The 22,143-nt window shown below is 65.7% G+C and carries 17 protein-coding genes; 8 read left to right on the forward strand and 9 right to left on the reverse strand.

Annotation, left to right across the window (positions count from 1 at the left end; genetic code table 11):
- Positions 1–48 precede the first annotated feature (48 nt).
- From ABIB91_RS34850 to garD, 5 genes are all read left to right on the forward strand, one after another.
- Positions 49–954, forward strand: coding sequence for a LysR family transcriptional regulator (locus ABIB91_RS34850; RefSeq protein ID WP_027518955.1), 906 nt, complete (start codon positions 49–51; stop codon positions 952–954).
- 124 nt (positions 955–1,078) lie between these two features.
- Positions 1,079–2,023, forward strand: coding sequence for a 5-dehydro-4-deoxyglucarate dehydratase (gene kdgD / locus ABIB91_RS34855; protein WP_354171291.1), 945 nt, complete (start codon positions 1,079–1,081; stop codon positions 2,021–2,023).
- A 25-nt stretch (positions 2,024–2,048) separates the two neighbouring features.
- Positions 2,049–3,392, forward strand: a complete 1,344-nt coding sequence (gudD, locus tag ABIB91_RS34860) for a glucarate dehydratase (protein WP_354171289.1) — start codon at positions 2,049–2,051, stop codon at positions 3,390–3,392.
- 17 nt (positions 3,393–3,409) lie between these two features.
- The gene (locus tag ABIB91_RS34865; RefSeq protein ID WP_354128019.1) at positions 3,410–4,858 is read left to right on the forward strand and encodes an aldehyde dehydrogenase family protein; all 1,449 of its coding nucleotides are present in this window, start codon (positions 3,410–3,412) and stop codon (positions 4,856–4,858) included.
- A gap of 123 nt (positions 4,859–4,981) precedes the next feature.
- The gene (garD, locus tag ABIB91_RS34870) at positions 4,982–6,523 is read left to right on the forward strand and encodes a galactarate dehydratase (RefSeq protein ID WP_007602053.1); all 1,542 of its coding nucleotides are present in this window, start codon (positions 4,982–4,984) and stop codon (positions 6,521–6,523) included.
- A gap of 91 nt (positions 6,524–6,614) precedes the next feature.
- On the opposite strand, the gene ABIB91_RS34875 is transcribed toward garD, so the two are convergent.
- The 3 genes from ABIB91_RS34875 to ABIB91_RS34885 all read right to left on the reverse strand — a co-directional run bounded on the left by ABIB91_RS34875 (position 6,615) and on the right by ABIB91_RS34885 (position 9,101).
- Complete coding sequence (locus ABIB91_RS34875; RefSeq protein WP_027518961.1) at positions 6,615–6,971, reverse strand: hypothetical protein; 357 nt, start codon at positions 6,969–6,971, stop codon at positions 6,615–6,617.
- 382 nt (positions 6,972–7,353) lie between these two features.
- On the reverse strand, positions 7,354–7,956 hold the full coding sequence (locus tag ABIB91_RS34880; protein ID WP_007602051.1) for a DUF2147 domain-containing protein: 603 nt from the start codon (positions 7,954–7,956) through the stop codon (positions 7,354–7,356).
- 116 nt (positions 7,957–8,072) lie between these two features.
- Positions 8,073–9,101 carry an NAD(P)/FAD-dependent oxidoreductase gene (locus ABIB91_RS34885; RefSeq protein WP_354171285.1) on the reverse strand — a complete coding sequence of 343 codons (1,029 nt, stop codon included), beginning with the start codon at positions 9,099–9,101 and terminating at the stop codon, positions 8,073–8,075.
- Positions 9,102–9,281: 180 nt separating this feature from the next.
- Here ABIB91_RS34885 and ABIB91_RS34890 point away from each other — a divergent pair, with 180 nt between their 5' ends.
- Positions 9,282–9,749: an acyl-CoA thioesterase gene (locus ABIB91_RS34890; RefSeq protein ID WP_007602045.1), complete on the forward strand. Its 468-nt coding sequence runs from the start codon at positions 9,282–9,284 to the stop codon at positions 9,747–9,749.
- Positions 9,750–9,762: 13 nt separating this feature from the next.
- On the opposite strand, the gene ABIB91_RS34895 is transcribed toward ABIB91_RS34890, so the two are convergent.
- The gene (locus ABIB91_RS34895) at positions 9,763–10,083 is read right to left on the reverse strand and encodes a 2Fe-2S iron-sulfur cluster-binding protein (RefSeq protein WP_045008721.1); all 321 of its coding nucleotides are present in this window, start codon (positions 10,081–10,083) and stop codon (positions 9,763–9,765) included.
- A gap of 166 nt (positions 10,084–10,249) precedes the next feature.
- Complete coding sequence (locus tag ABIB91_RS34900) at positions 10,250–10,624, reverse strand: Hpt domain-containing protein (RefSeq protein WP_354171283.1); 375 nt, start codon at positions 10,622–10,624, stop codon at positions 10,250–10,252.
- 396 nt (positions 10,625–11,020) lie between these two features.
- Between ABIB91_RS34900 and ABIB91_RS34905 the strand changes: the two genes are divergently transcribed.
- Complete coding sequence (locus tag ABIB91_RS34905; RefSeq protein WP_354171279.1) at positions 11,021–16,729, forward strand: apolipoprotein A-IV repeat region-like domain-containing protein; 5,709 nt, start codon at positions 11,021–11,023, stop codon at positions 16,727–16,729.
- A 242-nt stretch (positions 16,730–16,971) separates the two neighbouring features.
- On the opposite strand, the gene ABIB91_RS34910 is transcribed toward ABIB91_RS34905, so the two are convergent.
- From ABIB91_RS34910 to ABIB91_RS34920, 3 genes are read right to left on the reverse strand one after another with little or no spacing between them, the layout of a single operon-like run.
- The gene (locus tag ABIB91_RS34910) at positions 16,972–17,853 is read right to left on the reverse strand and encodes an MlaD family protein (protein WP_354171277.1); all 882 of its coding nucleotides are present in this window, start codon (positions 17,851–17,853) and stop codon (positions 16,972–16,974) included.
- Positions 17,854–17,869: 16 nt separating this feature from the next.
- Positions 17,870–18,640, reverse strand: a complete 771-nt coding sequence (locus ABIB91_RS34915) for an ABC transporter ATP-binding protein (RefSeq protein WP_007602036.1) — start codon at positions 18,638–18,640, stop codon at positions 17,870–17,872.
- Positions 18,641–18,642: 2 nt separating this feature from the next.
- Entirely contained in the window at positions 18,643–19,776 is a 1,134-nt protein-coding gene (locus ABIB91_RS34920; RefSeq protein WP_354171275.1) for an MlaE family ABC transporter permease, read from the reverse strand.
- 143 nt (positions 19,777–19,919) lie between these two features.
- Between ABIB91_RS34920 and dgcA the strand changes: the two genes are divergently transcribed.
- Entirely contained in the window at positions 19,920–20,915 is a 996-nt protein-coding gene (dgcA, locus tag ABIB91_RS34925) for an N-acetyl-D-Glu racemase DgcA (protein ID WP_354171273.1), read from the forward strand.
- Here dgcA and ABIB91_RS34930 read toward each other — a convergent pair.
- Entirely contained in the window at positions 20,885–22,081 is a 1,197-nt protein-coding gene (locus tag ABIB91_RS34930; RefSeq protein ID WP_354171271.1) for an MFS transporter, read from the reverse strand. The genes dgcA and ABIB91_RS34930 overlap by 31 nt on opposite strands.
- Positions 22,082–22,143: the final 62 nt, after the last annotated feature.

Consider the following 22,143-nt stretch of genomic DNA (forward strand, 5'->3'; position numbering starts at 1 on the left):
ATGCTAGAAGCGCCGGGGAAACGCCTTATCCATCTAAGGCATGTATCGATGTTCGACCTCAACCAGCTCCGCTGTTTCGTCACGGTGGCGGAGGAATTGCATTTCGGCCGCGCCGCCGCGCGGCTGAACATGACCCAGCCGCCGCTGTCCCGGCAGATCCAGGTGCTCGAGCACATCATCGATGCGCCGCTGCTGGAGCGTACCAGCCGCTCGGTACGCCTGACGCCGGCCGGGCGCAGCTTCCTGCCGGAAGCGCGGCGCATCCTGAAGCTTGCGGAAAGCGCCTCGCAGGTCGCCCGCCGTATCGCGCTCGGCAAGTCCGGCTCGCTCAAAATCGGCTTCACCGCGGCCGCCGCCTACGGCTTCCTCCCCGAGCTCGTCGCCGCCTGCCGCGCCAAGCTGCCCGAGGTGGACTTCTCACTGAAGGAGATGGTGTCGGGCGACCAGTTCGAGGCGCTGACGTCGGGCCAGATCGATGCCGGCCTGCTCAGGCCCCCGATCGCGCGCCCCGAAATCGCCAGCCGCCGTGTCGTCGCCGAGCCCCTGCTCGCCGCGATCCCGAAAAAGCATCCGCTGGCGAATGCCGAGACCATCACGATCAAGGATTTCGACAACCAGCCCTTCGTGATGTATTCGCCCTATGAGAGCCGCTACTTTCACGACGTGCTGGTAGCGCTGTTCACCCGCGCCGACATTCTGCCGCGCTATGTCCAGCACCTGAGCCAGATCCACTCGATCCTCGCCATGGTGCGCGCCGGCCTCGGCCTCGCCATCGTGCCGGCGGCGGCGGCAAGCCTGAAGATCGCGGACGTCCGCCTGCGGCCGCTGAAGCTGCGCACCCGCGTCCCGGTCGAGCTGTTCATGGTCTGGCGCCGCGACGACGAGAACCCGCTGCTGTCGGCGCTCGTCAAAATCGCGAGCGAATTGTCCTCGGCGGAGGTGATGGAAGATTGATGCTGATTTCGCATCGGTCGATATAGGCTTTGGCTTGGACCCGCATCGAACGGTCTCCTAAACCACGGCGCATGGACGCGCAGCCTTTGCGTCCTCCACAACACGAGACCAGGGAGCAGCGCCCATGAGCAAGATGACCCCGCAGGAAATGGCCCAGAAGATCGGATCCGGCCTCCTGTCTTTCCCCGTCACCCCGTTCAAGGCGGATTACTCCTTCGACGAGGCGACCTACCGCGCCAACATGGACTGGCTGTGCGGCTATGACGTCGCAGGCCTGTTCGCCGCCGGCGGCACCGGCGAATTCTTCTCGCTGACGGCCGCCGAGGTTCCGCAGGTCGTCAAGATCGCCGTGGACGAGACCAAGGGCCGCGTTCCCGTCCTCGCCGGCACCGGCTACGGCACCGCTACCGCGCGCGAGATCGCGATCGGCGCGGAGAAGGCCGGCGCCGACGGCTTGTTGCTGCTGCCGCCCTATCTCACCCATGCCGAGCAGGATGGCCTCGCTGCCCACGTGGAAGCGATCTGCGCCTCCGTGAAGATCGGCGTTATCGTCTACAACCGCGACAACGCCATCCTCCAGCCCGATACGCTCGCCCGCCTCGCCGAACGTTGCCCGAACCTCGTCGGCTACAAGGACGGCATCGGCGACATCGAGCTGATGACCCGCGTCTACACCAAGCTCGGCGACCGCCTGACCTATATCGGCGGCCTGCCGACCGCGGAGACGTTCGCGCTGCCCTATCTCGACATGGGCGTGACCACCTACTCCTCGGCGGTGTTCAACTTCGTTCCGGAATTCGCCACCAATTTCTACGCCGCCGTACGCAAGCGCGACCACGCGACGATCCACGCCGGCCTGAAGGATTTCATCCTGCCGCTGATCGCGATCCGCAACCGAAAGAAGGGCTATGCGGTCTCGATCATCAAGGCCGGCATGAAGGTGATCGGCCGCGATTCCGGTCCGGTCCGCCCGCCGCTGACCGACCTCACCGAGCAGGAGATCGCGGAAGTCACGGCGCTCGTGAAGAATCTGCCCGCCATGCGATCGTCACAACAGGCTGCAGAATAACGGACGACACAGGGAGGAGCCTGCGATGGCCAAGACCGAGATCACTGGCGCACCGGTCGTCACCGCGATGCAGGTGATCCCGGTCGCAGGCCGTGACAGCATGCTCCTCAATCTGAGCGGCGCGCATGCGCCGTTCTTCACCCGGAACATCGTCATCCTCACCGACAATGCCGGTCACACCGGCGTCGGCGAGGTGCCTGGCGGCCAAAAGATCTGGCAGACGCTGCAGGACGCCCGTGATCTCGTGATCGGCAAGACCGTCGGCGCGATAAACAACATCCTCGCCGATATCAGGACCGCCTTCGCCGATCGCGATGCCGGCGGCCGCGGCAAGCAGACTTTCGACCTGCGCGTCATGATCCACGCGGTGACCGCGATCGAGTCCGCCCTGCTCGATCTGCTCGGCCAGCATCTCAAACTGCCGGTCGCAGCCTTGCTCGGCGAGGGCCAGCAGCGCACCAGCGTCGAGACGCTGGGCTATCTCTTCTTCGTCGGCGACATCAGCAAATCCAAGCTCGACTATGTCGGCGGCGAGAGCGGCAAGCCCGAATGGTTTAACCTCCGCCATCAGCAGGCGATGACGCCGGAAACCGTGGTGCGGCTCGCGGAAGCCACCCACGACCATTACGGCTTCGCCGATTTCAAGCTGAAGGGCGGCGTGCTGCGCGGCGAGCAGGAGATCGAGGCCGTCACCGCAATCGCCAGGCGCTTTCCGAATGCGCGCGTGACCCTGGACCCGAACGGCGCATGGTCGCTCGACGAGGCTGTCGGCCTCTGCAAGGATATGCACGGCATCCTCGCCTATGCCGAGGACCCCTGCGGCGCCGAAGGCGGCTTCTCCGGCCGTGAGATCATGGCCGAGTTCCGCCGTGCAACGGGCCTGCCGACCGCGACCAACATGATCGCGACCGATTGGCGGCAATTGTCCCATGCGTTGCGCCTCGGCGCGGTGGACATTCCGCTGGCCGATCCCCATTTCTGGACCATGCAGGGCTCGGTGCGCGTGGCCCAGACCTGCCGCGACAACGGCCTGACCTGGGGTTCGCACTCCAACAACCATTTCGACATCTCGCTCGCCATGTTCACCCATGTCGGCGCCGCCGCCCCAGGCAAGGTCACCGCGATCGACACGCACTGGATCTGGCAGGACGGCCAGGCCCTGACGAAGGAGCCGCTCCAGATCAAGGCCGGCAAGATCGCCGTGCCTGAGAGGCCGGGCCTGGGTATCGAAATCGACAGGGCCGCCATCGATGCCGCGCATGACCTCTATAAGCAGCATGGACTCGGCGCCCGCGATGACGCTATTGCCATGCAGGACTTGATCCCCGGCTGGACCTTCGACGACAAGCGTCCCTGCCTGGTTCGTTAAAAACTCTGGAGGAAGCTATGACTGCGATCCTGAAGAATTTCATCGGCGGCGAATGGGTCGACGGCTCCGGCGTCACCAAGAACATCAATCCCTCCAACACCAATGATCTCGTCGGCGAATACGCCAAGGCCGACAAGACGCAGACCGAGAAGGCGATCGCAGCAGCCAAGGCCGCCTTCCCCGCCTGGGCGCAATCGACACCGCAGGCGCGTTATGACGCGTTGAACAAGATTTCGCTCGAGATCATCGCCCGCAAGGAAGAGCTCGGCCGCCTGCTCGCGCGCGAGGAAGGCAAGACCCTCCCCGAAGGCATCGGCGAGGTCGCCCGCGCCGGCCAGATCTTCGCATTCTTCGCCGGCGAGGCGCTGCGCATGATCGGCGAAAAGGGCGCCTCGGTGCGCCCCGGCATCGACGTCGAGCTCACCCGTGAGCCGATGGGCGTCGTCGGCATGATCACGCCCTGGAATTTCCCGATCGCGATCCCCGCCTGGAAGATCGCCCCGGCGCTCTGCTATGGCAACACCGTGGTGTTCAAGCCGGCTGAATTGGTGCCGGGCTCGGCGCATGCGCTGTCCGAGATCATCACCCGTTCCGGCATCCCGGCCGGCGTGTTCAACCTCGTTGTCGGCTCGGGCTCCGTGGTCGGCCAGACCCTGATCGAGCATCCCGACGTCGCCGCGATCACCTTCACCGGCTCGGTGCAGACCGGCCGCAAGATCGCGCAGGCCTGCGTGACCTCGAGCAACATGAAGAAATTCCAGCTCGAGATGGGCGGCAAGAACCCGTTGGTGGTGCTCGACGACGCCGATCTCAAGACCGCGGTCGAAGTCGCCGTCAATGGCGCTTATTTCTCCACCGGCCAGCGCTGCACCGCGTCCTCGCGCCTGATCGTCACCGAAGGTATTCACGACCGTTTCGTTGCGGCGATGACCGAGCGCCTGAAAGGCCTGACGGTCGACGACGCGCTCAAGGCCGGCGTGCATATCGGCCCCGTGGTCGACCAGAGCCAGCTCGACCAGGACCTGCGCTACATCAAGATCGGCCAGGACGAGGGTGCCAAGCTCGCCTGGGGTGGCGAGCTGCTCAAGCGCGAAACGCCCGGTCACTACCTGCAGCCGGCGCTGTTCACGGAAGCCAACAACAACATGCGGATCGCGCGCGAAGAAATCTTCGGGCCGGTCGCGACCGTCATTCGCGCCAAAAACTACGAGGAGGCGCTGGCGATCTCCAACGACACCGAGTTCGGCCTTGCCTCCGGCATCTGCACCACCAGCCTGAAATACGCCTCGCACTACAAGCGCAACAGCGAGTCCGGCATGGTGATGGTCAATCTGCCGACCGCCGGCGTCGATTATCACGTGCCGTTCGGCGGCCGGAAGGGTTCGAGCTACGGCGCCCGCGAGCAGGGCTCTTACGCGCGCGAGTTCTACACCACGGTGAAGACGGCTTATACCTTCCCCGGCTAGCCACGGGGAAGATTCGTAGGGTGGGCAAAGCGAAGCGTGCCCACCACTTACGTTCGGTGTGAAGATGGTGGGCACGGCGCGTTGCGCCTTTGCCCACCCTACGACTACGGAGGCAAAGCGCAGATGGACCAGTCAGTCGCAGCGAAAGAGCAGCCCCGCTACATCAAGCTCAACGATCGCGACAACGTCGCGATCGTTGTCAATGATTTCGGCCTTCCCGCCGGCTCCCGCTTCGCCAGCGGGCTGACGCTGCGCGCCTTCGTGCCGCAGGGGCACAAGACGGCGCTGGTCGACATCCCGCAGGACGCCCCGATCATCCGCTACGGCGAGGTGATCGGCCATGCGCTCGCGCCGATCCTGGCCGGCGAATGGGTGGACGAAGCGCGCATCCGCATGCCGGAGGCCCCTGCCCTCGACAAGCTGGAAATCTCGACCGCCGTCCCCGCGCCGTTGCCGCCGCTCGATGGTTTCACGTTCGAAGGCTTTCGCAATTCCGACGGCTCGGTCGGCACCAAGAACATCCTCGGCATCTCCTCCTCCGTGCAATGCGTCAAGGGCACGATGGAATACGCGGTGAAGCGCATCCGCGCCGAGCTGCTGCCGAAATATCCGAATGTCGACGACGTCGTGCCGCTGACGCACGCCTATGGCTGTGGCGTCGCCATCAACGCGCCTGATGCAGTGATTCCGATCCGCACGCTGCAAAACATCGCGCAGAACCCGAATTTCGGCGGCGAGATCCTGGTCATCAGCTTGGGATGCGAAAAGCTCGCGCCCGAGCGTCTGGTGCCGGAAGGCGTCAGCAATGCCATCGTGCGCATGCAGGACGAAGCCTTCGACGGCTTTGGCGCCATCGTCGACGCGATCATGACCCAGGCAGAGGCCCGCCTGAAGATCCTCAACAAGCGCACCCGCGAGACCTGCCCGGCCGCCGATCTCGTCATCGGCCTGCAATGCGGTGGTAGCGACGCCTTCTCCGGCGTCACCGCGAACCCTGCGGTCGGCTTCGCCGCCGACCTGCTGGTGCGCGCCGGCGCCACCGTGATGTTCTCGGAAGTCACCGAAGTGCGCGACGCGATCCAGCTGCTCACGCGACGCGCCATCAACGAGGACGTCGGCCGCGCGCTGGTCCGCGAGATGGCCTGGTACGATTCCTATCTCGCCCGCGGCGGCGCGGACCGCAGCGCCAACACCACGCCGGGCAACAAGAAGGGCGGCTTGGCGAATATCGTCGAGAAATCATTGGGCTCGATCGTCAAGTCCGGATCAAGCGCAATCACCGGCGTACTCTCGCCCGGCGAGAAGGCGACGCAGAAGGGCATGCTGTTTGCGGCGACGCCGGCATCCGACTTCATCTGCGGCACGCTCCAGCTCGCCTCCGGCATGACGCTGCAGGTGTTCACCACCGGCCGCGGCACGCCTTACGGCCTTGCGGCTGCGCCCGTGATCAAGGTCGCGACCCGCAGCGAGCTCGCGCGACGCTGGAAGGACCTGATCGATTTCGATGCCGGCGGCATCGCGACCGGCGAGAAGACCATCGAGGAGACCGGCTGGGACCTGTTCCGCCTGATCCTCGACGTCGCCAGCGGCCGCACGCAACCCTGGTCGGATCGCTGGGGCATCCACAACGATTTGACGCTGTTCAATCCGGCGCCGGTGACCTGAGCGCCGCGCGCGGACGCTGCCTCGCCGCGCGGATGTATTGGTGCGAGAGTCTCGTTTCGACGCCACGCGTCGCCCGGGATGACGCTTCAGTCTAGGTCATGCTGCCCGGCATGAAACAGCGCACGCGCGGATGGCCGTCGATATAGTGCTTCCACACCATGGTGCGGCCGATCTTATTCGGCTCGGTGATGACGGCGCCGTCGGGCACGACCACCCATTCGCCCTCGAGATGCACGCGATAGCGGCCTTTGTCGGATTCCCAGTCGACATCGGCGACCACGTAGCCGTCGGCATCCGAGCAGCATTGGCCGTATTCGCTGTGCAGGCTCTCGAACCAGGGCTTTAACGGCGAGTTGGCGTAGCGGCCGTCGTCACGCGCCATCGTCGGGGCGGTCAGCAGCACGGTCAGGACCAGCAGCATGGCGGCACGCGGTATTGCACGTCTCATGTCGTCTCCGCGGATCGAGGTCATCGCCGCGGGGCGATAGCTGCCGTCCGCCTTCCGCGACTCGGCGAAGGGCGTCAAGGACGGCGACTCATTCCCCCAACAGCTTTGCGGATAGCTATGCAAATCCGGCGCCACCGCGCATTCCGGGGAACTACTGGAGCGCGTCCGGCACGCATTGGTCTTTCGACGGGTATGACTGCTACTCGCGCGCCAAGATCTCCGCTGTCTCAGCCGGCCGCATGCGCGATTGCGCACGGGGGCCACGGACACCGCGCAAGAACGCGGAGAGGCTGCGACCTACTGGAGTCCCCGCCTTGGCGGGCAATGACGGCGGTGTGTGGAGCTATGGAAGTTCGGGCGCCATGGCGCCCCGACGTAGACCCTACTGCTTCGGCGCCGGCGCCATCATCGCGCCGCCCTTCTTCGCCGCGGGCACGGGCGCGGGTTTGGTCGCGGCGGTCGCTTGCGCCGGGAGATATTTGGCGACGATGGCGGGATCGACCTGCGCAATGTTGGCGTCGGGAAGACGCGTCCAGGTCTCGTCCTTGCCGAACAGGGAGATGCCGAGGAAACCGCGCATCGTCAGCGTCTGCCCATCCGGGCTGACCGTCATCTTGGCCTTCCAGATGTTGCCGTCGCGCGGATTGACCACGTTGCCGCCGTCATACTTCAAACCGTCGCGCTTCATGTCGCGGATAAAGGAAAGCCCGAGCACCGGCGCGTTCTTGCGATCGTCCGTGCATTTCGCGCAGATCTCGTTCGGGTCGTCGCCAGGCCGCGGAAAGGTTTTTGCGATAACGCCTTCGAAGATGCCGCCGTGGTCGATGAAGAGAAACCATCCCACCGTCTTGCCGTCCTCGACCTTCTGCCAGAGGCCTGCGGCGGTCGGCTGCTGCACTTGCGCCGCAACCGGGCTCACCGCACCGAGCGACATCGCGAGCGCGAGGATCGAGAACAGCCGAAAGCTGGAAAAGAGAGTCCGCATTATCATCACCTTGCTGAGCCAATCGCCTTGCTAAGCCGCCAACTGCAATGGCCGCAGACTACGGCGATTTCGCGAACTGTTCCAGCACCAGAAACATGGGGCATCGCCCGCCGCCGTCAGTTGACGCCGAGCTTCTTTTGCAGGCTGGAGGACGAGGTCGTGTACTGGAACACGAGCCGCTTCTCCGGATAGACGTAGCGATGGGCTTTTTGCGACATCAGCGCGCCCTCGTGGAAACCGCACAGGATCAGCTTGATCTTGCCGGGATAGGTGTTGATGTCGCCGATCGCGAAGATGCCTGGCACGTTGGTCTCGAACGCGGATGTCTCGACCGGCACCAGATTGTTCTCCAGCGCGATGCCCCAGTTCGCGACCGGACCGAGCTTCATGGTCAGCCCGAAGAACGGCAGCATGGTGTCGCAGGTAATTTCGCTGACGCTGTTGTCGTTAGCCTTGACAGTGGCGCCGCTCAGCCTGCCCTCGTTGCCTGACAGCGCGGTGACCTGGCCGATGCGCAGATCCATCTTGCCGGCAGCGACCAGCGCGCGCATCTGCTCGACGCTGTGGGGGGCGGCGCGAAAATCGTCGCGACGGTGCAAGAGCGTGATGCGCTTGGCGATCGGATGCAGATTGAGCGTCCAGTCGAGCGCGGAATCGCCGCCGCCCACGATCAGCACGTTCTTGTCGCGGAACGTCTCCATCTTGCGCACGGCGTAGTGCACCGAACTTCCTTCATAGGCTTCGATCCCCGGCACCGGTGGACGCTTGGGCTGGAACGAGCCGCCGCCGGCAGCGATCACCAGCACCTTGCATTCGAACACCTTGCCGGCGTCCGTCGTGCAGCGGAACAGGGGATCGCCGATCTTCTCCACGGTCTCGATCATCTCGCCGAGATGGAAAGTCGGATGGAACGGCTTGATCTGCTCCATCAGCGCGTCGGTGAGGCCCTGCCCCGAAACCTGCGGAATGCCGGGAATGTCGTAGATCGGCTTTTCCGGATAGAGTTCTGCGCACTGGCCGCCGACCTTGTCGAGGATGTCGACGAAATGCGTCTTCATGTCGAGAAGGCCCAGCTCGAAAGCGGCGAACAGACCGCAGGGGCCGGCGCCAATAATCAGCACATCGGTTTTGATCGGGTCGCTCATGTCGTCTCTTTATCGGTCGTTCGGTGGGACGGCGCCCTGTGGGCCGAGGTGTCCCTGCCTGTCTAGCCAACGGGGATGGATCAGGGAAGGCATAAAAGCGGGAGCGCCCCGCAGCCGCGCCCACTTGCCGGGTCAGGCTAGCTGGGCTGTAACGGGCAACGATATGACGGAGATCAATCGGTGAACGCACCAAGCCGCCTCGATACGACGCCGCGCCTGGAGGACTACCCTTTTCGCCTCAGCGACAATGTCCGCTTCGGCGATCTCGACCCTAACCAGCACGTCAACAACGCGGTCTACGCCACCTATTTCGAGACCGGCCGTGTCACGCTGATGAAGCTTCCGGAATACGGCCTGACGCCGCCGGGACTTGCCTGGATCATGGTACGGCTCGACATCCATTTCCGCGCCGAGCTGCACTGGCCGAACACAATCGAGCTCGGCCTCGGCGTCGCGAAGCTTGGACGAACGTCGGTGACGTTCGAGCAGGTGGTGTTTTCGGAAGGGAAGTGCATTGCATCGGCGACATCCGTCGCCGTGATGATCGACGAAGCGTCGCGCCGGCCAACGCCACTGATCGCGGAAGTGCTCGAGAAGCTCAGACCCTGGCACAAGCGCGGCATCGAGGTCGCGCCGCCGAGCACATGAATAGCTAACAGCGTTAGGCCTGGCGTTCCGGTGTCGCCACCACGAGGCCGTCGAGCTCGTCGGAGACCTTGATCTGGCAGGACAGGCGCGAGTTCGGGCGCACGTCAAAGCCGAAGTCGAGCATGTCCTCTTCCATCGGCGTCGGGCTGCCGACCTTCTCGCGCCAGGCTTCGTCGACATAGACATGGCAGGTGGCGCAGGCGCAGGCGCCGCCGCATTCGGCCTCGATGCCGGGAATGCTGTTGCGGATGGCGGCTTCCATCACAGTTGCGCCGTTCTCGACGTCCACCGTACGGGTTTCGCCCTTGTGATCGACAAAGTGAATTTTGGCCATGTGTGCTCGTGCTGCCGCGATCTAGGGAATGAAGGAGGGTCCGGGCTGTCCTATAACGGGTCGGTCAGCCCGGCGCCATAGCGTTTTGATGAAGTCGCGAATACCGCTTCGCGGGAAGAAAACCCGTCAAAACAAAAGACTAGAGTACGGGTCTCGTGTTGTCGCCCTAAGTGTTGAGGATCGCCTCGATGGCGGCGCGCGCCTCGGTCACCGCCTCTTTCAGCGCGGCAAAGGCGTGAGGCCGGCCCTGGCCGGTCTGGATCGCGGTCTCCAGGCTGGCTGCGGCGTCCGCCACCGCCAAGGCGCCGATCCCGCGCGCCGAGCCCTTGAGCTTGTGGGCGAGTGCGCCGGCCTCGGCCGGGAGCGCTGCCATCGCCGCGATCAGGCGCACCGCCTGCTCGGCAAACATCGCCAGCACTTCCTGTTCCAGCTCGGAATCGCCGAGCGTCATGCGGGAGAGATGATCGAGGTCGAGCGGGCTGTCGATGGGTGCAAGCGGGGGCGAGGGCATCCAGTCCATCCGTTGCAGTTCAGGAGTCATGGCGCAGGCCCCGGCATCGCGCGATGTCCGCCGGTCCGGCGGTCAAGTTCCCTCCACCCAAGCACGGAAATGGTTAACGAAATGTTCCGGCCGTTTTACGCAAATCTGCCTGTTTATTGACGAAAAGTTGCCGCAATCCGGCGAGTCCAGTGGAGAATTGCATTTATTGCTAAGGCCTTACGGCGCGATCCTGTTAACGATGATTAAGAATGTCTTAATCGCGGGCATTTCATTCGCGACGCTCTGCCAATAGGATGTTGGAGAAATTGGCGGACAAGCCGTCCGGGTGGCGATGGCTCGGAGATCCGCGCAAGCGGCATGATCCGGACTGTGGGCTTGCGTAGCGCGCAGAGCTCGCGGGGGGACGCGTACAAGTAACGAGGGCTCGGACTGAACATGGCAAACACTCCGAAAAAGGTCAAAGACCCCACAGAAGATGCGCTTTCTGCAATCCAGGAAGCCCTGAACATCAGCGACACGGCGGCGGACACCAGCCGCAACGCCTCGATGCGCAGCGAAACGCCGCCTCCGGTCGCGCCACCGGCTCCCCCGATGTTCGACGAACCGAGCTTCGACCCGCGTCCTGCCGCGAACGAACGCGCGATGTTCGACCAGATCGAGGAGCCGCGCTCCTCGCGCCGCGCCGCCAATGACGACCGTGCGACCATCGGCCAGCTCTTGCAGACGTTGCAGACGGGACGCCCGAGCCGCAACATCTACACCGGTGCGACAATCTTCACCGTCATCTGGCTGGCGGCCTGCGCCGCGCTGACGGTCGGTTTCCTGCCTTCGATCCAGGCGGCGATGGGCCAGAGCGGCGGCGTGTTGGCCATTGCCGGCCTGGTCACGATGTTCTTCGCGCCGATCATGCTGTTCTTCTTCCTGGCGAGCCTCGTCTGGCGCGGCCAGCAAATGAGCTCGGTCGCGCAGGCGATGGCCCAGGTTGCGATCCGCTTCTCCGAGCCGGAAGGCTCGGCGTCGGATTCCATGGTGACCGTCGGCCAGGCCATCCGCCGCGAGGTTGCGGCGATGGGCGACGGCATCGAGCGCGCCATCGCGCGCGCCGGCGAGCTCGAGACGCTGGTCGCCAACGAGGTTGCGGCGCTCGAACGCGCCTATTCCGACAACGAGGTGCGCATCCGCGCCCTGCTCCAGGACATCGCGCATCAGCGCGATAATCTGGTCGGCCAGGCCGAGCAGGTCCGCAGCGCCATCTCCGGCGTGCAGATCGATTTGCGCCACGACATCGCACTGATCTCGGACGCGATTGCCTCGCGCGTCGACGAAGTCGCCAAGTCCATCACCGGCGCGCTCGAAGAGCGCGGCGCCCACATCACCGGCGCGCTCAGCAACGCCGGCGACAACATGATCCTCGCCCTCGGCGAGCGCGGCGGCGACCTGCTCGACCGGCTCGAGGAGGCCAGCAACGAGACCACACGCGCCGTGCTCGATGCCAGCGAGCGGCTGACCACCAGCCTCAACTTCAAGACCGGCCATGTCCACGACGAGTTCGTCGACCTTGCCGACCGCGTCCACGAAATGCTGAACGAGCGCATCGACCGCATCACCGGCGAGTTCGAGCAGCGCTCCGCCGCGATCGTCGACGGTATCTCCGAGCGAACCGAGCAGGTGCATGACAGCCTGAAGAATTCGTCGGACTCGCTGCTGCTCGAGCTCGAGCTGCGTTCCAACGACCTCTCCGCCAAGATCGACGACGCCGGCAACCGCCTCGCCGGCCACATCATGACCTCCGGCGACAAGGCGAGCGAAGCGCTCGACGCCACCGTCAACACGCTGGTCGCCAAGGTCGTCAGTCAGACCGAGACCGCGCACGACTCGCTGTCGCTGCAGATGAGCGCCTTCGACGAGCTGGTGAAGAATCAAGGCACCGAGCTGGTCGAGAAGTTCGCACGCGACTCCGGCACGCTGGGCGCCCTGATCACCCGCCACATCTCCGAGTTCGACCGCACCGTGAAAACCTTCGGCGGCGAGATCGTCGATCGGATGGGCCAGCGCACCCAGGACATCCATGAATCGCTGAAGACCTATGTCGACAATTTCGACACCCGCTTCACCTCCAACGGCGGCGCGATCACGGCTGTGCTCGACCAGCGCCTGGTGCAGTTCGAGACCACGGTTGGCGAGCGCGTCAGCAACCTCGACGCCTCGCTGAACGGCAAGATCTCGGGTCTCGACTCGACGATCGATGGTCACATCAAGACCTTCGACGAGCAGCTCGTCGGCCGCGTCGCCGCGCTCGAACAGTCGTTCGATACCCGTGCGAAGTCGGTCACCGAGACCATCGACGGACGGCTCAACACGCTCGCCTCGTCGCTGACTGACGGTGCCGCGCAGGCGATCCAGTCGATCGACTCCCGCCTCACCCATCTCACGACGTCGCTGACCGATGGCGCATCGCAGGCGATCGAGACGATCGACAACCGTCTCAACCACCTCACGACCTCGCTGACGGATGGCGCGTCGCAGACCATCCAGACGATCGACACGCGCCTCACGCATCTGACGACCACCCTCACCGGCGGCGCGTCGCAGGCGCTCGAATCCATCGACACGCGCCTCACCTACCTGACCACCGCGGTGACGAACGGCGCCTCGCAGGCGGTGCAGTCGATCGATACCCGTCTCACCCTCCTGACCTCGACGCTCACCGACGGCACCGCGCAGGCGATCGAGGCGGTCGACCGCCGCATCACCGGCGTCACCGAGATCATCGACGGCCGCAGCATGCACCTGACCGACACGGTCACGGCGCGCTTCCAGGACATCCAGCAGGCCATCGAGACCAAGGTCGGCTCGGTCGCCAGCGACATCGACGTGCGCGTGGCGCAGTTCGAGGACCTGCTCGGCTCACGCGTCGAGGCCGTCGCCGGCCGCATCGAGAGCAGCGGACGCCAGGCCAGCGAGGACATGATGTCCCGCGCCGAGATGATCTCGACCGCGATCCGCTCGCACGTCGAGGACGCCGAGCGCTCGCTCACCAACCTCGTCGTCAACACCAGCGAGACCATCCAGACCGGTGCGCGCACCGCGCAGCAGTCGCTGATGACGGTTTCCTCCGACGTCAACGCCCAGCTCAAGATGACCTCCGCCGAGGTCGAGCGCGCGCTGACCGCTGTCGGCACCGGTGCCGCGAACTCCATCCTGACCAGCGCCCGCGAAGCGCAGTCGACGCTGGTCGCCGCGTCGGGCGATGCCTCCAACCAGATCAAGGGGCTCGCGGCCGACGTCGAACGCACGCTGTCGTCGGCAGGCTCGGCGACCGCCGCCTCGATCCTGGCCGGTGCCCGCGAGGTGCAGACCACGCTCGTCACGGCGTCCTCGGACGCGGCCAACCACGTCAAGACCCTCACCGCCGACGTGCAGCGCTCGCTCTCGATGGCCGGCACGACTACCGCGGAATCGATCACCGCCGGCGCCCGCGATGCGCAGAGCGCGCTGATCGCGGCCTCGAGCGAGACCGCCAACCAGATCAAGGCGCTGTCCTCCGACGTGCAGCGCTCGCTCTCGATGGCGGGCACCGCGACGGCAGAGACCATCATGACCGGCGCCCGCGAAGCCCAGAGCACGCTCGTCAACGCATCCTCGGATGCGGCGAGCCAGGTCAAGTCCCTCGCCGCCGAAGTGCATCGGTCGCTCTCGCAGGTCGGCCAGTCGACCGCCGAGACGATCACGACCAGCGCCCGCGATGCCCAGAGCACCCTGCTGGCGGTCTCCGCCGAACAGACCGGCCAGGTTCGTTCGCTGGCGGCCGAGATGCAGCGCGCGCTGGCGACCGCCGGCGGCGCCACCATCGAGGCGCTCACCAGCGGCGTACGCGAGGCCCAGGGCACGCTGATCTCCGCCTCGACGGACGCAGCAGGCCAGATCAAGTCGCTGACCATAGACATCGAGCGCACGCTGACCTCGGTCGGCGCCGACACCGCCTCGACCATCCTCAACAGCGCGCGTGAGGCGCAGACCTCGCTGACCTCGACCTCGGCGGATGCCGCAAGCCAGATCCGCACGATCTCGAGCGAGATCGAGCGTACGCTGAGCACGGCCACAGCGAACGCGACTAACGACATCCAGACCAGCGCGCTCAACGCTCAGAACGCGTTGATCAACGCCTCCAACGAGGCGAGCTCGCGGGTCAAGTCGAGCTCGGCGGACGTCGAGCGCTCGGTGCTCGCCGCCAGCAGCAGCTTCGGCCAGGCCATGACCGGCAAGACCGACGAGATCGTCACCTACGTGCAGCAGCAGTCCGACCGTCTCGCCAACATGATCGACGCCAAGCGCGGTTCGCTCGTGGACGCGATCGGCTCGAAGACCAGCCAGCTCACGCTCGACATCGACCGCGTCACATCGGACGCGCTGAAGTCGATCGAGACGCGCGGACATGCGTTCTCGCAGACCATGATGGGCAACGGCTCCGAGGTGGCGCGAACCATCAACTCGGCGAGCGAGATGGCGACGGGTGCCGTCAACAAATCGCTCAAGGACCTCGAGCAGGCCTCGCGCGCGGCGATCGACCAGTCGCGCCAGGTCTCGATCGCGGCCGTCACCGAGATGCAGGAGACCAGCAAGATCCTGCGCACCGATACGGTCGCCCTGTTCGAGCGCCTGCGCGAAGGCAATATCCTGCTCCAGGAGGTGCTGACCGGTGCGCACGACAACCTCAACTCGCTCGAGCGGGCGCTAGTGACGCGCGTCGCCGACTTCGTCTCGGCGATGAACGACGTCACCTCGCGCAACGGCGCTGCGACGCAGAACCTGGAAGACCAGCTCAACGTCTTCAACAGCAAGACCACGCGAGCGCTGCAGGATCTCGGCGAGCTGTCGACCCAGTTCGACGCGCACGGCAAGGCACTGGTCGAGGCCGCGCAGGTCGTCGAGCAGAGCAACAAGAACACCACCGCCTCGCTCGCCGAACGCAAGGAGGCGCTGGAATCGCTCGTCACCACGATCGACCTGCGCACGGCCGATCTCGACCAGCGCCTGTCGCGCTTCACCGGCCTGCTCGATGAATCGCTGGCGGCCGCCGAAGAGCGGGCTCGCGACATCGCCCGCGTCGTCGCGGAGACCGCCGGCGCAGGTTCCGCCGCGATCACCCGCCAGTTCGAAGCGGTGCGGTCGGCCTCCGAAGAGGAGCACCGGCAGACCGTCGAGGCCATGCACGACATCTACCGCCAGACCACCGACGAGGCGGATGCGATGTTCAAGCAGTCGACCGAGAAGTTCACCAACCTCGTCTCCAGCATGAAGCAGATGGCGTTCGAGATGCACAACGAGCTCGAAGCCACCCGCAACGAGCTGCGCCGCGGCGTGCTCGAGATGCCGCAGGAGGCCGCCGAGAGCACTGCGCAGATGCGCAAGGTGATCGTCGACCAGATCGAGGCCCTCGCCGAGCTCAACCGCATCGTGGCCCAGCACGGCCGTGGCCTCGACGTCTCCACGACGGGCCGCGCCAGCGTGCAGCGCCAGGAAGAGCCGATGCTGGCGGCCGTCGGCGCGCGCAGCACCGAGACGCGCATGCGCGAGAGCGCCAGCGCCTCGACGCTGCCGCCGCCGGACCTCGGCATGCCCGCCTCCTCGCGCCGCACCGAAGCCCCGCCGGTTGCACCCGCGGGCAACGACCAGGGCCGCGACGGCTGGCTGTCGGACCTCTTGAGCCGCACGGACGCCAACCAGGGTGCGCCCACCGGACGTGAACCCCAGCGCGGCCGCCAGGCTGCACCGGCTCCGCAGCCGCAGGCTCCGCAAGGTGGCGGCAATCCGCTGGAATCCTTGTCGCTCGACATCGGCCGGCTGATGGACCGCAACCTCGCGTCCGAGATGTGGGACCGCTACCAGCGCGGCGAGAACAAGGCCTTCACCAAGCGCCTCTACACGCCCGCCGGCCAGAAGGCCTTTGACGAGGTCGCCCGCAAGTATCGATCCGACCGCAACTTCAAGGCCACGGTCGACCGCTATGTCGCCGAGTTCGAACGCCTGCTCGACGAAGTCGCCCGCGACGGCCGCGGCCCGCAGGAGCTGCGCAACCACCTGACCTCGGAGACGGGCCTGGTGTACACGCTGCTCGCGCACGCAGCGGGCCGGCTGGGATAAGCGGTCAGTCGCCAAGACGCATGACGAATGAAAACGGAGGCCTTACGGCCTCCGTTTTGTTTTGGGGGCACATTCGGAACGAAGCGATCGACCAAGCACTCGGTGTCGTCCTGGCGAACGCCAGGACCCATTATCCCAGGGAGGAGTTTGGCGAAGACCAGTCGTTCGGTACTGCCATCGACCTCAATCGATGGACCTCGCGGTATGGGTCCTGGCTTTCGCCAGGACGACATCTGGGACGCCTACTGCCGCCGGCGCTCCGGCACGGCGGGCTTCGGCGGCTCGGGCGGCGGTGGCGGCGCAGCCGCCGGTGCGTTGTTGCTGGCGCCGAACAGGACGCGGGTCGGGTTGCGGTCGAAATTGTTGACGGCGCGGCTGATATCGCCGAGCGTGCGGCGGCCGTCGGTCATCAATGCGCCGGAGCGCTTGTCGAAATCGTCGGCCAGTTCGCGGATCGACTTCACCGCCAGAAACAGCTCGCCGCCGTCCTTGCCGCCGGCGAGCGTGTTGAGGCCGAGCATGAGGCTGTCGGCCTTGAGCATGACGCCGTCGACCTTGGCCATCACGCCGTCGATCTTCTCCGAGTTGCGGGCGAGCGAGTTGGTGAAGGTCTCGAGATTCTTCAGCGAGTTCTTCACCGATTCCTGATTGTCGGCGACGATCTTGTTGATGTTCTGCAGCGTGCCGCGGATCGCCTCGGTGACGTCCTGGAGCTTGTTGGGATCGGCCGTCAGCGTCGGAATGCCGTCCTCGTCGAGCGGCGGCGCAGGCGCTGCCTCCTCGCCGCCCTTGAGCGAGATCGCGGCGACGCCGGTCAGGCCCTGGAATTCGAGGCCGACCAGGGTGTCCTTGCGGATCGGGGCGTTGTTCTCGACCATGGCGAGTGCGACAACCCGCCGCGGGTTGTCGAGCTTCACCGAGACCACCTCGCCCACCCGGATACCGTTAAAATTGACGCTGCCACCGTTGCGCAGGCCCGCCGCCGGGCCCTCGAACACGACGCGCAGCGGGCTGCGCTGCTTGGTGGTGTGCAGCGACTGAAACCACAGCACGAAGCCGATCGCGGCGGCGATCACCGCCAGCGTGAACGACCCGATCAGCACGTAATTTGCGCGCGTTTCCATCAGCTACTCCGGCACCTCAGCCCATCACCGCGCGAGCGCGCTTGCCATGGAAATATTGTCTCAGCCAGGGATGCTGCGAGGCCTGCATGTCGGCGATCGACCCTGCCGCAATGATCTTACCGTTGCCTAAAACGGCGATGCGATCACATGCTGTGTAAAGGCTATCGAGGTCGTGGGTTACCATGAAAACGGTCAGCCCCAAAGTACGCTGCAGGGTCCTGACCAGCTCGTCGAAGTCGCCGGCGCCGATCGGATCCAGGCCCGAGGTCGGCTCGTCCAGGAAGACGAGATCCGGGTCGAGAGACAGCGCGCGCGCCAGCGCCACGCGCTTGACCATGCCGCCCGATAGTTCCGAGGGAAAGCGATCGGCCACTTCGGGCTTGAGACCCACCATGGTGAGCTTGGCGATGGTGATCTCGTCCATCAGCCGCTGCGACACCCGGAGATATTCGCGCATCGGAAACTGGATGTTCTGCCGCACCGTGAGCGAGGAGAACAGCGCGCCCTGCTGAAACAGCACGCCCCAGCGCCGCTCCACGTTGCGACGCTGCGACGTATTGGAGGCATCCAGATCGACGCCGAACACCTCGATGCTGCCTGCGACCTTGGGCACGAGGCCGATGATGGTGCGTGTCAGCACGGACTTGCCCGCGCCGGAAGGACCGACGAAGCCCAAAATCTCGCCGCGCTTGACATCGAGGTCGAGCCCGTCGAGCACGCGCGTCGCGCCGAACTGCACGGTGATGTCGCGGACGCGGATGATGGGGTTCTGGATCTCGCCTGCCATCGTCACATCCCGATCGAGGCGAAGAAGATGGCGAACACGCCATCCATGACGATGACGAAGAAGATGCCCTTCACCACCGAGGCCGTCGTGTGTTGTCCGAGCGATTCCGCGCTGCCCTGCACGGCGAGGCCCTCGACGCAGGCGACGATGCCGATCACCGCGGCCATCACCGGCGCCTTGACGATGCCGACGATGAAATGGTCGATCGAGATGGCGTCGCGCAGGCGCAGCAGGAAGGCTTCGGGATCGACGCCGCCGTAGAGCCAAGCGACGAGACCGCCGCCATAGAGCGCGGCCATCGCGCCGAGGAAGGCCAGGATCGGCAGCGCTAGCACCAGCGCCAGCATGCGCGGCAGCACCAACACCTCGATGGGATCGAACCCCATGGTGCGCAGCGCGTCGATCTCCTCGCGCATCTTCATCGAGCCGAGCTCGGCCGTGTAGGCGCTGCCCGAGCGGCCGGCGACCATGATCGCGACCAGCAGCACGCCGATCTCGCGCAACACCAGCACCCCGAGCATGTCGACGACGAAGATGTCGGCGCCGAACCTGCGGAAGTGGAAAATGCCCTGCTGGGCGATGATGCAGCCGATCAGGAAGGTGATCAGCACCACGATCGGCACCGCGCGCCAGCAGACCTGCTCGAGATGGTGCACGGTCGAGGTCAGGCGGAACGAGCGCGGGTGAATCAGGGTGCGTGCGCCCGCCGCGAGCACCGCGCCGAGCATGTCGATCAGGCCTGCCACGGTGCCGGCAACCCCGGCCACGGTCTGGCCGATCTGCTCCAGCATGCCGGTGATGGTGATCGTGCTGGTGTCGATGACGGGCGTCGCCCTGACCCGCCGCACCTCGTCCACGAGGCTCGAATAATTGGCGGAGAGGCCGGCGATCTGCGCCTCGACGGCGCCCTGCGTCAGGCTGCGGCGCAGCCGCTCGATCAGCCAGGCGCCAAAGGTGTCGAGCTTGGTGACCTCGGACACGTCGATGAAGATGCTTTGCGGGCCGCCGGCAAGCTTCTCGGCGTCAGCCACCATCCGCTCCAGGACCGGCGCGAAGCTCGCGGTCCAGGTTCCGGTGGCGCAGAGTGCCAGCGCATTGCCCTTCGCAATCCGTTCCAGCTTCGGATCGCCGTTCAAGACGTCCGCTCCCGTGCCGGGGCGCGAGAAACGGTTGAAATCAGATGGTTGCGCACGCGCCCTTACCCGGAGAAGGTATCCCCAACTGGTTAACCTTAGTTGCTAGAGGTAACCAGCAGGTTCAGATTTCGCCAGAGTTCAAAATGACTTCCAGCAAAGTTCCTGCCCTCGCCTCGCGAATCGAGCGCTTCCCCATTGCGGGCAGTTTCACCATCAGCCGGGGCGCCAAAACCGAGGCCGTCACCGTCGTGGCCGAGGTCAGCCGGGACGCCCTGACCGGCCGCGGCGAATGCGTGCCCTATTCCCGCTATGGCGAGACGGCCGAGGCGACCCTTGCCGCCATCCAGGCCATGCGGGAGGCCGTGGCCGGCGGCCTCACCCGCCAGGCCCTGCAGGCCGCCATGCCGCCCGGAGCGGCCCGCAACGCCCTGGATTGTGCCCTGATCGATCTGGAAGCCAAGGCGGCGGGCCTGCGGGCCTGGAGCCTGCTCGACCGCCCGTCCCCGGGCGAGCGCACCACGGCCTACACGATCTCGCTGGGCACACCCGAGGCCATGGCGGCGGCGACCGCCAAAGCGGCGCACCGGCCGCTGCTCAAGATCAAGCTCGGCGGCGACGGCGATCCGGAGCGGATCATGGCGGTGCGCGAGGCGGCGCCCGAATCCGAGTTGATCGTGGATGCCAACGAGGCCTGGACCGAGGCCAATCTGGAGCACAATCTTGCCGCCTGCGAGGCCGTCGGCGTCACCCTGGTCGAGCAACCGCTGCCCGCGGGCAAAGACCACGCACTGGCGCGGATCAAGCGGCCGCTCGTGGTCTGCGCCGACGAGAGCGTGCACGACCGCAACTCGCTCGCTCCCTTGCGCGAGCGCTATGACGCCGTGAACATCAAGCTCGACAAGACCGGCGGCCTCACCGAGGCGCTGGCGATGGCCGACGCCGCTCAGGCGCTCGGCTTCGAAATCATGATCGGCTGCATGGTCGCGACCTCGCTCTCGATGGCCCCGGCGATGCTGGTGACGCCGCAGGCGCGCTTCGTCGATCTCGACGGTCCGCTGCTGCTGGCGCACGATCGCGATCATGGCCTTCGTTACGACGACAGCCTGATCTATCCGCCTGATGCCTCGCTGTGGGGATGAGCTTTCAGCCGGTGCCGCGTCGACCAGATCAGAAGCGCGCCGGCAGCGGCCATAGCGGCCATCACGTAATAGAGGCCATCGCCGATGCGGGCGTAGATCGCGCCTGACGCGATCGAGGTGGTCGCGCCCAGCAGCCCGTTGCACGCCGCGTAATAACCCTGCCCCCGCGCGATCTGATGCGACGGCACGCGCTGCACCAGCAGACTCATCGTGCCGAGAATGGTCATCCCGAAGCTCAGGCCGTGGCCGAGCTGCACGATCGCCAATAGCGCGAGCGGCGGATCGTGCGCGGTGACGACCCAGCGCACGACCGCGCTCGCGCCCCCGATCGCCATCAGCGAGGACGGATGCAGCGAGAAGCGCGGCGACAGCGCAAAGATGACAATCTCGGCGATCACCCCTAACGTCCAGAGGCCCGCGATCGTCAGCCCGCCGAGGCCCTGGGCCTGCCAATTGATGGCCGAGAATGTATAATACGCGACGTGACTGCCCTGGATCAGCGCAGCCGAAACGATGATGGCCCAGAAGCCGGCATCGCGCAGCAGCGCCTTGCCGGCGTGCACCGCAATCGCCCGTCGCCTGACATCGTCCAGCGGCTGCAGCAGCATGCCGGCGGCGACCGCAATCACGGCCCAGGCGACGATGATCCAGATCAGATCGCGCGCCGCGATGTGGTCTACGAGATAGCCGCAGGCGAGCGAGCCGGCCGCGAAGGCTGCCGAACCCCACAGCCGCACCGGCCCGTAATCGAGCCCGTAGCGGGCGACGCCACGCAGCGCATAGGCGTCGGTCAGCGGCATGGTCGGCGTCCACATCATGCAGGTCAGCGCATAGATCAGGAACAGCGCCAGCGGCTGCTGCTGCAAGCCGACCGCCGTGAACCCGATCGCCGTCGCCAGCACGGAGATCATCATGCCGGCGCGAATCGCATGTCGCTTTTCGGCAAAGGCGGTGATCTGCGGCAGCGTGGTGAAGCGCGTGATCGCCGGCAGCGCGTTGATGAGGCCGATCCAGGCCGCGTCGATGCCGATCGCCTTCAGCCAGACCGGAAAGAACGGCAGATGCGTCCCCGAGACCGCGAACACGGCCGAGTAGAACAGCGCGAGGCTCACGGCGAATCGCCGCTTCCGAGCTGCTGCGATGGGGATTTGTGATTCGCCTGCCATCAAACCAATTGCGATTCGGTCGATATCGTGGTGATCGTTACTGTAACGCGCGGTGATTTGCG

Source organism: Bradyrhizobium sp. JR4.3 (assembly GCF_040547695.1).
GTDB lineage: Bacteria > Pseudomonadota > Alphaproteobacteria > Rhizobiales > Xanthobacteraceae > Bradyrhizobium > Bradyrhizobium canariense.

Excerpts from the sequence above, each read along its gene's own strand:
- ABIB91_RS34880 (WP_007602051.1), bottom strand. The coding sequence starts at position 7,956 with ATGCGGACTCTCTTTTCCAGCTTTCGGCTGTTCTCGATCCTCGCGCTC.
- dgcA (WP_354171273.1), top strand. The coding sequence starts at position 19,920 with ATGACTTCCAGCAAAGTTCCTGCCCTCGCCTCGCGAATCGAGCGCTTC.
- ABIB91_RS34895 (WP_045008721.1), bottom strand. The coding sequence starts at position 10,083 with ATGGCCAAAATTCACTTTGTCGATCACAAGGGCGAAACCCGTACGGTG.
- ABIB91_RS34885 (WP_354171285.1), bottom strand. The coding sequence starts at position 9,101 with ATGAGCGACCCGATCAAAACCGATGTGCTGATTATTGGCGCCGGCCCC.
- ABIB91_RS34930 (WP_354171271.1), bottom strand. The coding sequence starts at position 22,081 with ATGGCAGGCGAATCACAAATCCCCATCGCAGCAGCTCGGAAGCGGCGA.
- ABIB91_RS34865 (WP_354128019.1), top strand. The coding sequence starts at position 3,410 with ATGACTGCGATCCTGAAGAATTTCATCGGCGGCGAATGGGTCGACGGC.
- garD (WP_007602053.1), top strand. The coding sequence starts at position 4,982 with ATGGACCAGTCAGTCGCAGCGAAAGAGCAGCCCCGCTACATCAAGCTC.
- ABIB91_RS34900 (WP_354171283.1), bottom strand. The coding sequence starts at position 10,624 with ATGACTCCTGAACTGCAACGGATGGACTGGATGCCCTCGCCCCCGCTT.
- ABIB91_RS34915 (WP_007602036.1), bottom strand. The coding sequence starts at position 18,640 with ATGGCAGGCGAGATCCAGAACCCCATCATCCGCGTCCGCGACATCACC.
- kdgD (WP_354171291.1), top strand. The coding sequence starts at position 1,079 with ATGAGCAAGATGACCCCGCAGGAAATGGCCCAGAAGATCGGATCCGGC.
- ABIB91_RS34875 (WP_027518961.1), bottom strand. The coding sequence starts at position 6,971 with ATGAGACGTGCAATACCGCGTGCCGCCATGCTGCTGGTCCTGACCGTG.
- ABIB91_RS34905 (WP_354171279.1), top strand. The coding sequence starts at position 11,021 with ATGGCAAACACTCCGAAAAAGGTCAAAGACCCCACAGAAGATGCGCTT.
- ABIB91_RS34850 (WP_027518955.1), top strand. The coding sequence starts at position 49 with ATGTTCGACCTCAACCAGCTCCGCTGTTTCGTCACGGTGGCGGAGGAA.
- gudD (WP_354171289.1), top strand. The coding sequence starts at position 2,049 with ATGGCCAAGACCGAGATCACTGGCGCACCGGTCGTCACCGCGATGCAG.
- ABIB91_RS34910 (WP_354171277.1), bottom strand. The coding sequence starts at position 17,853 with ATGGAAACGCGCGCAAATTACGTGCTGATCGGGTCGTTCACGCTGGCG.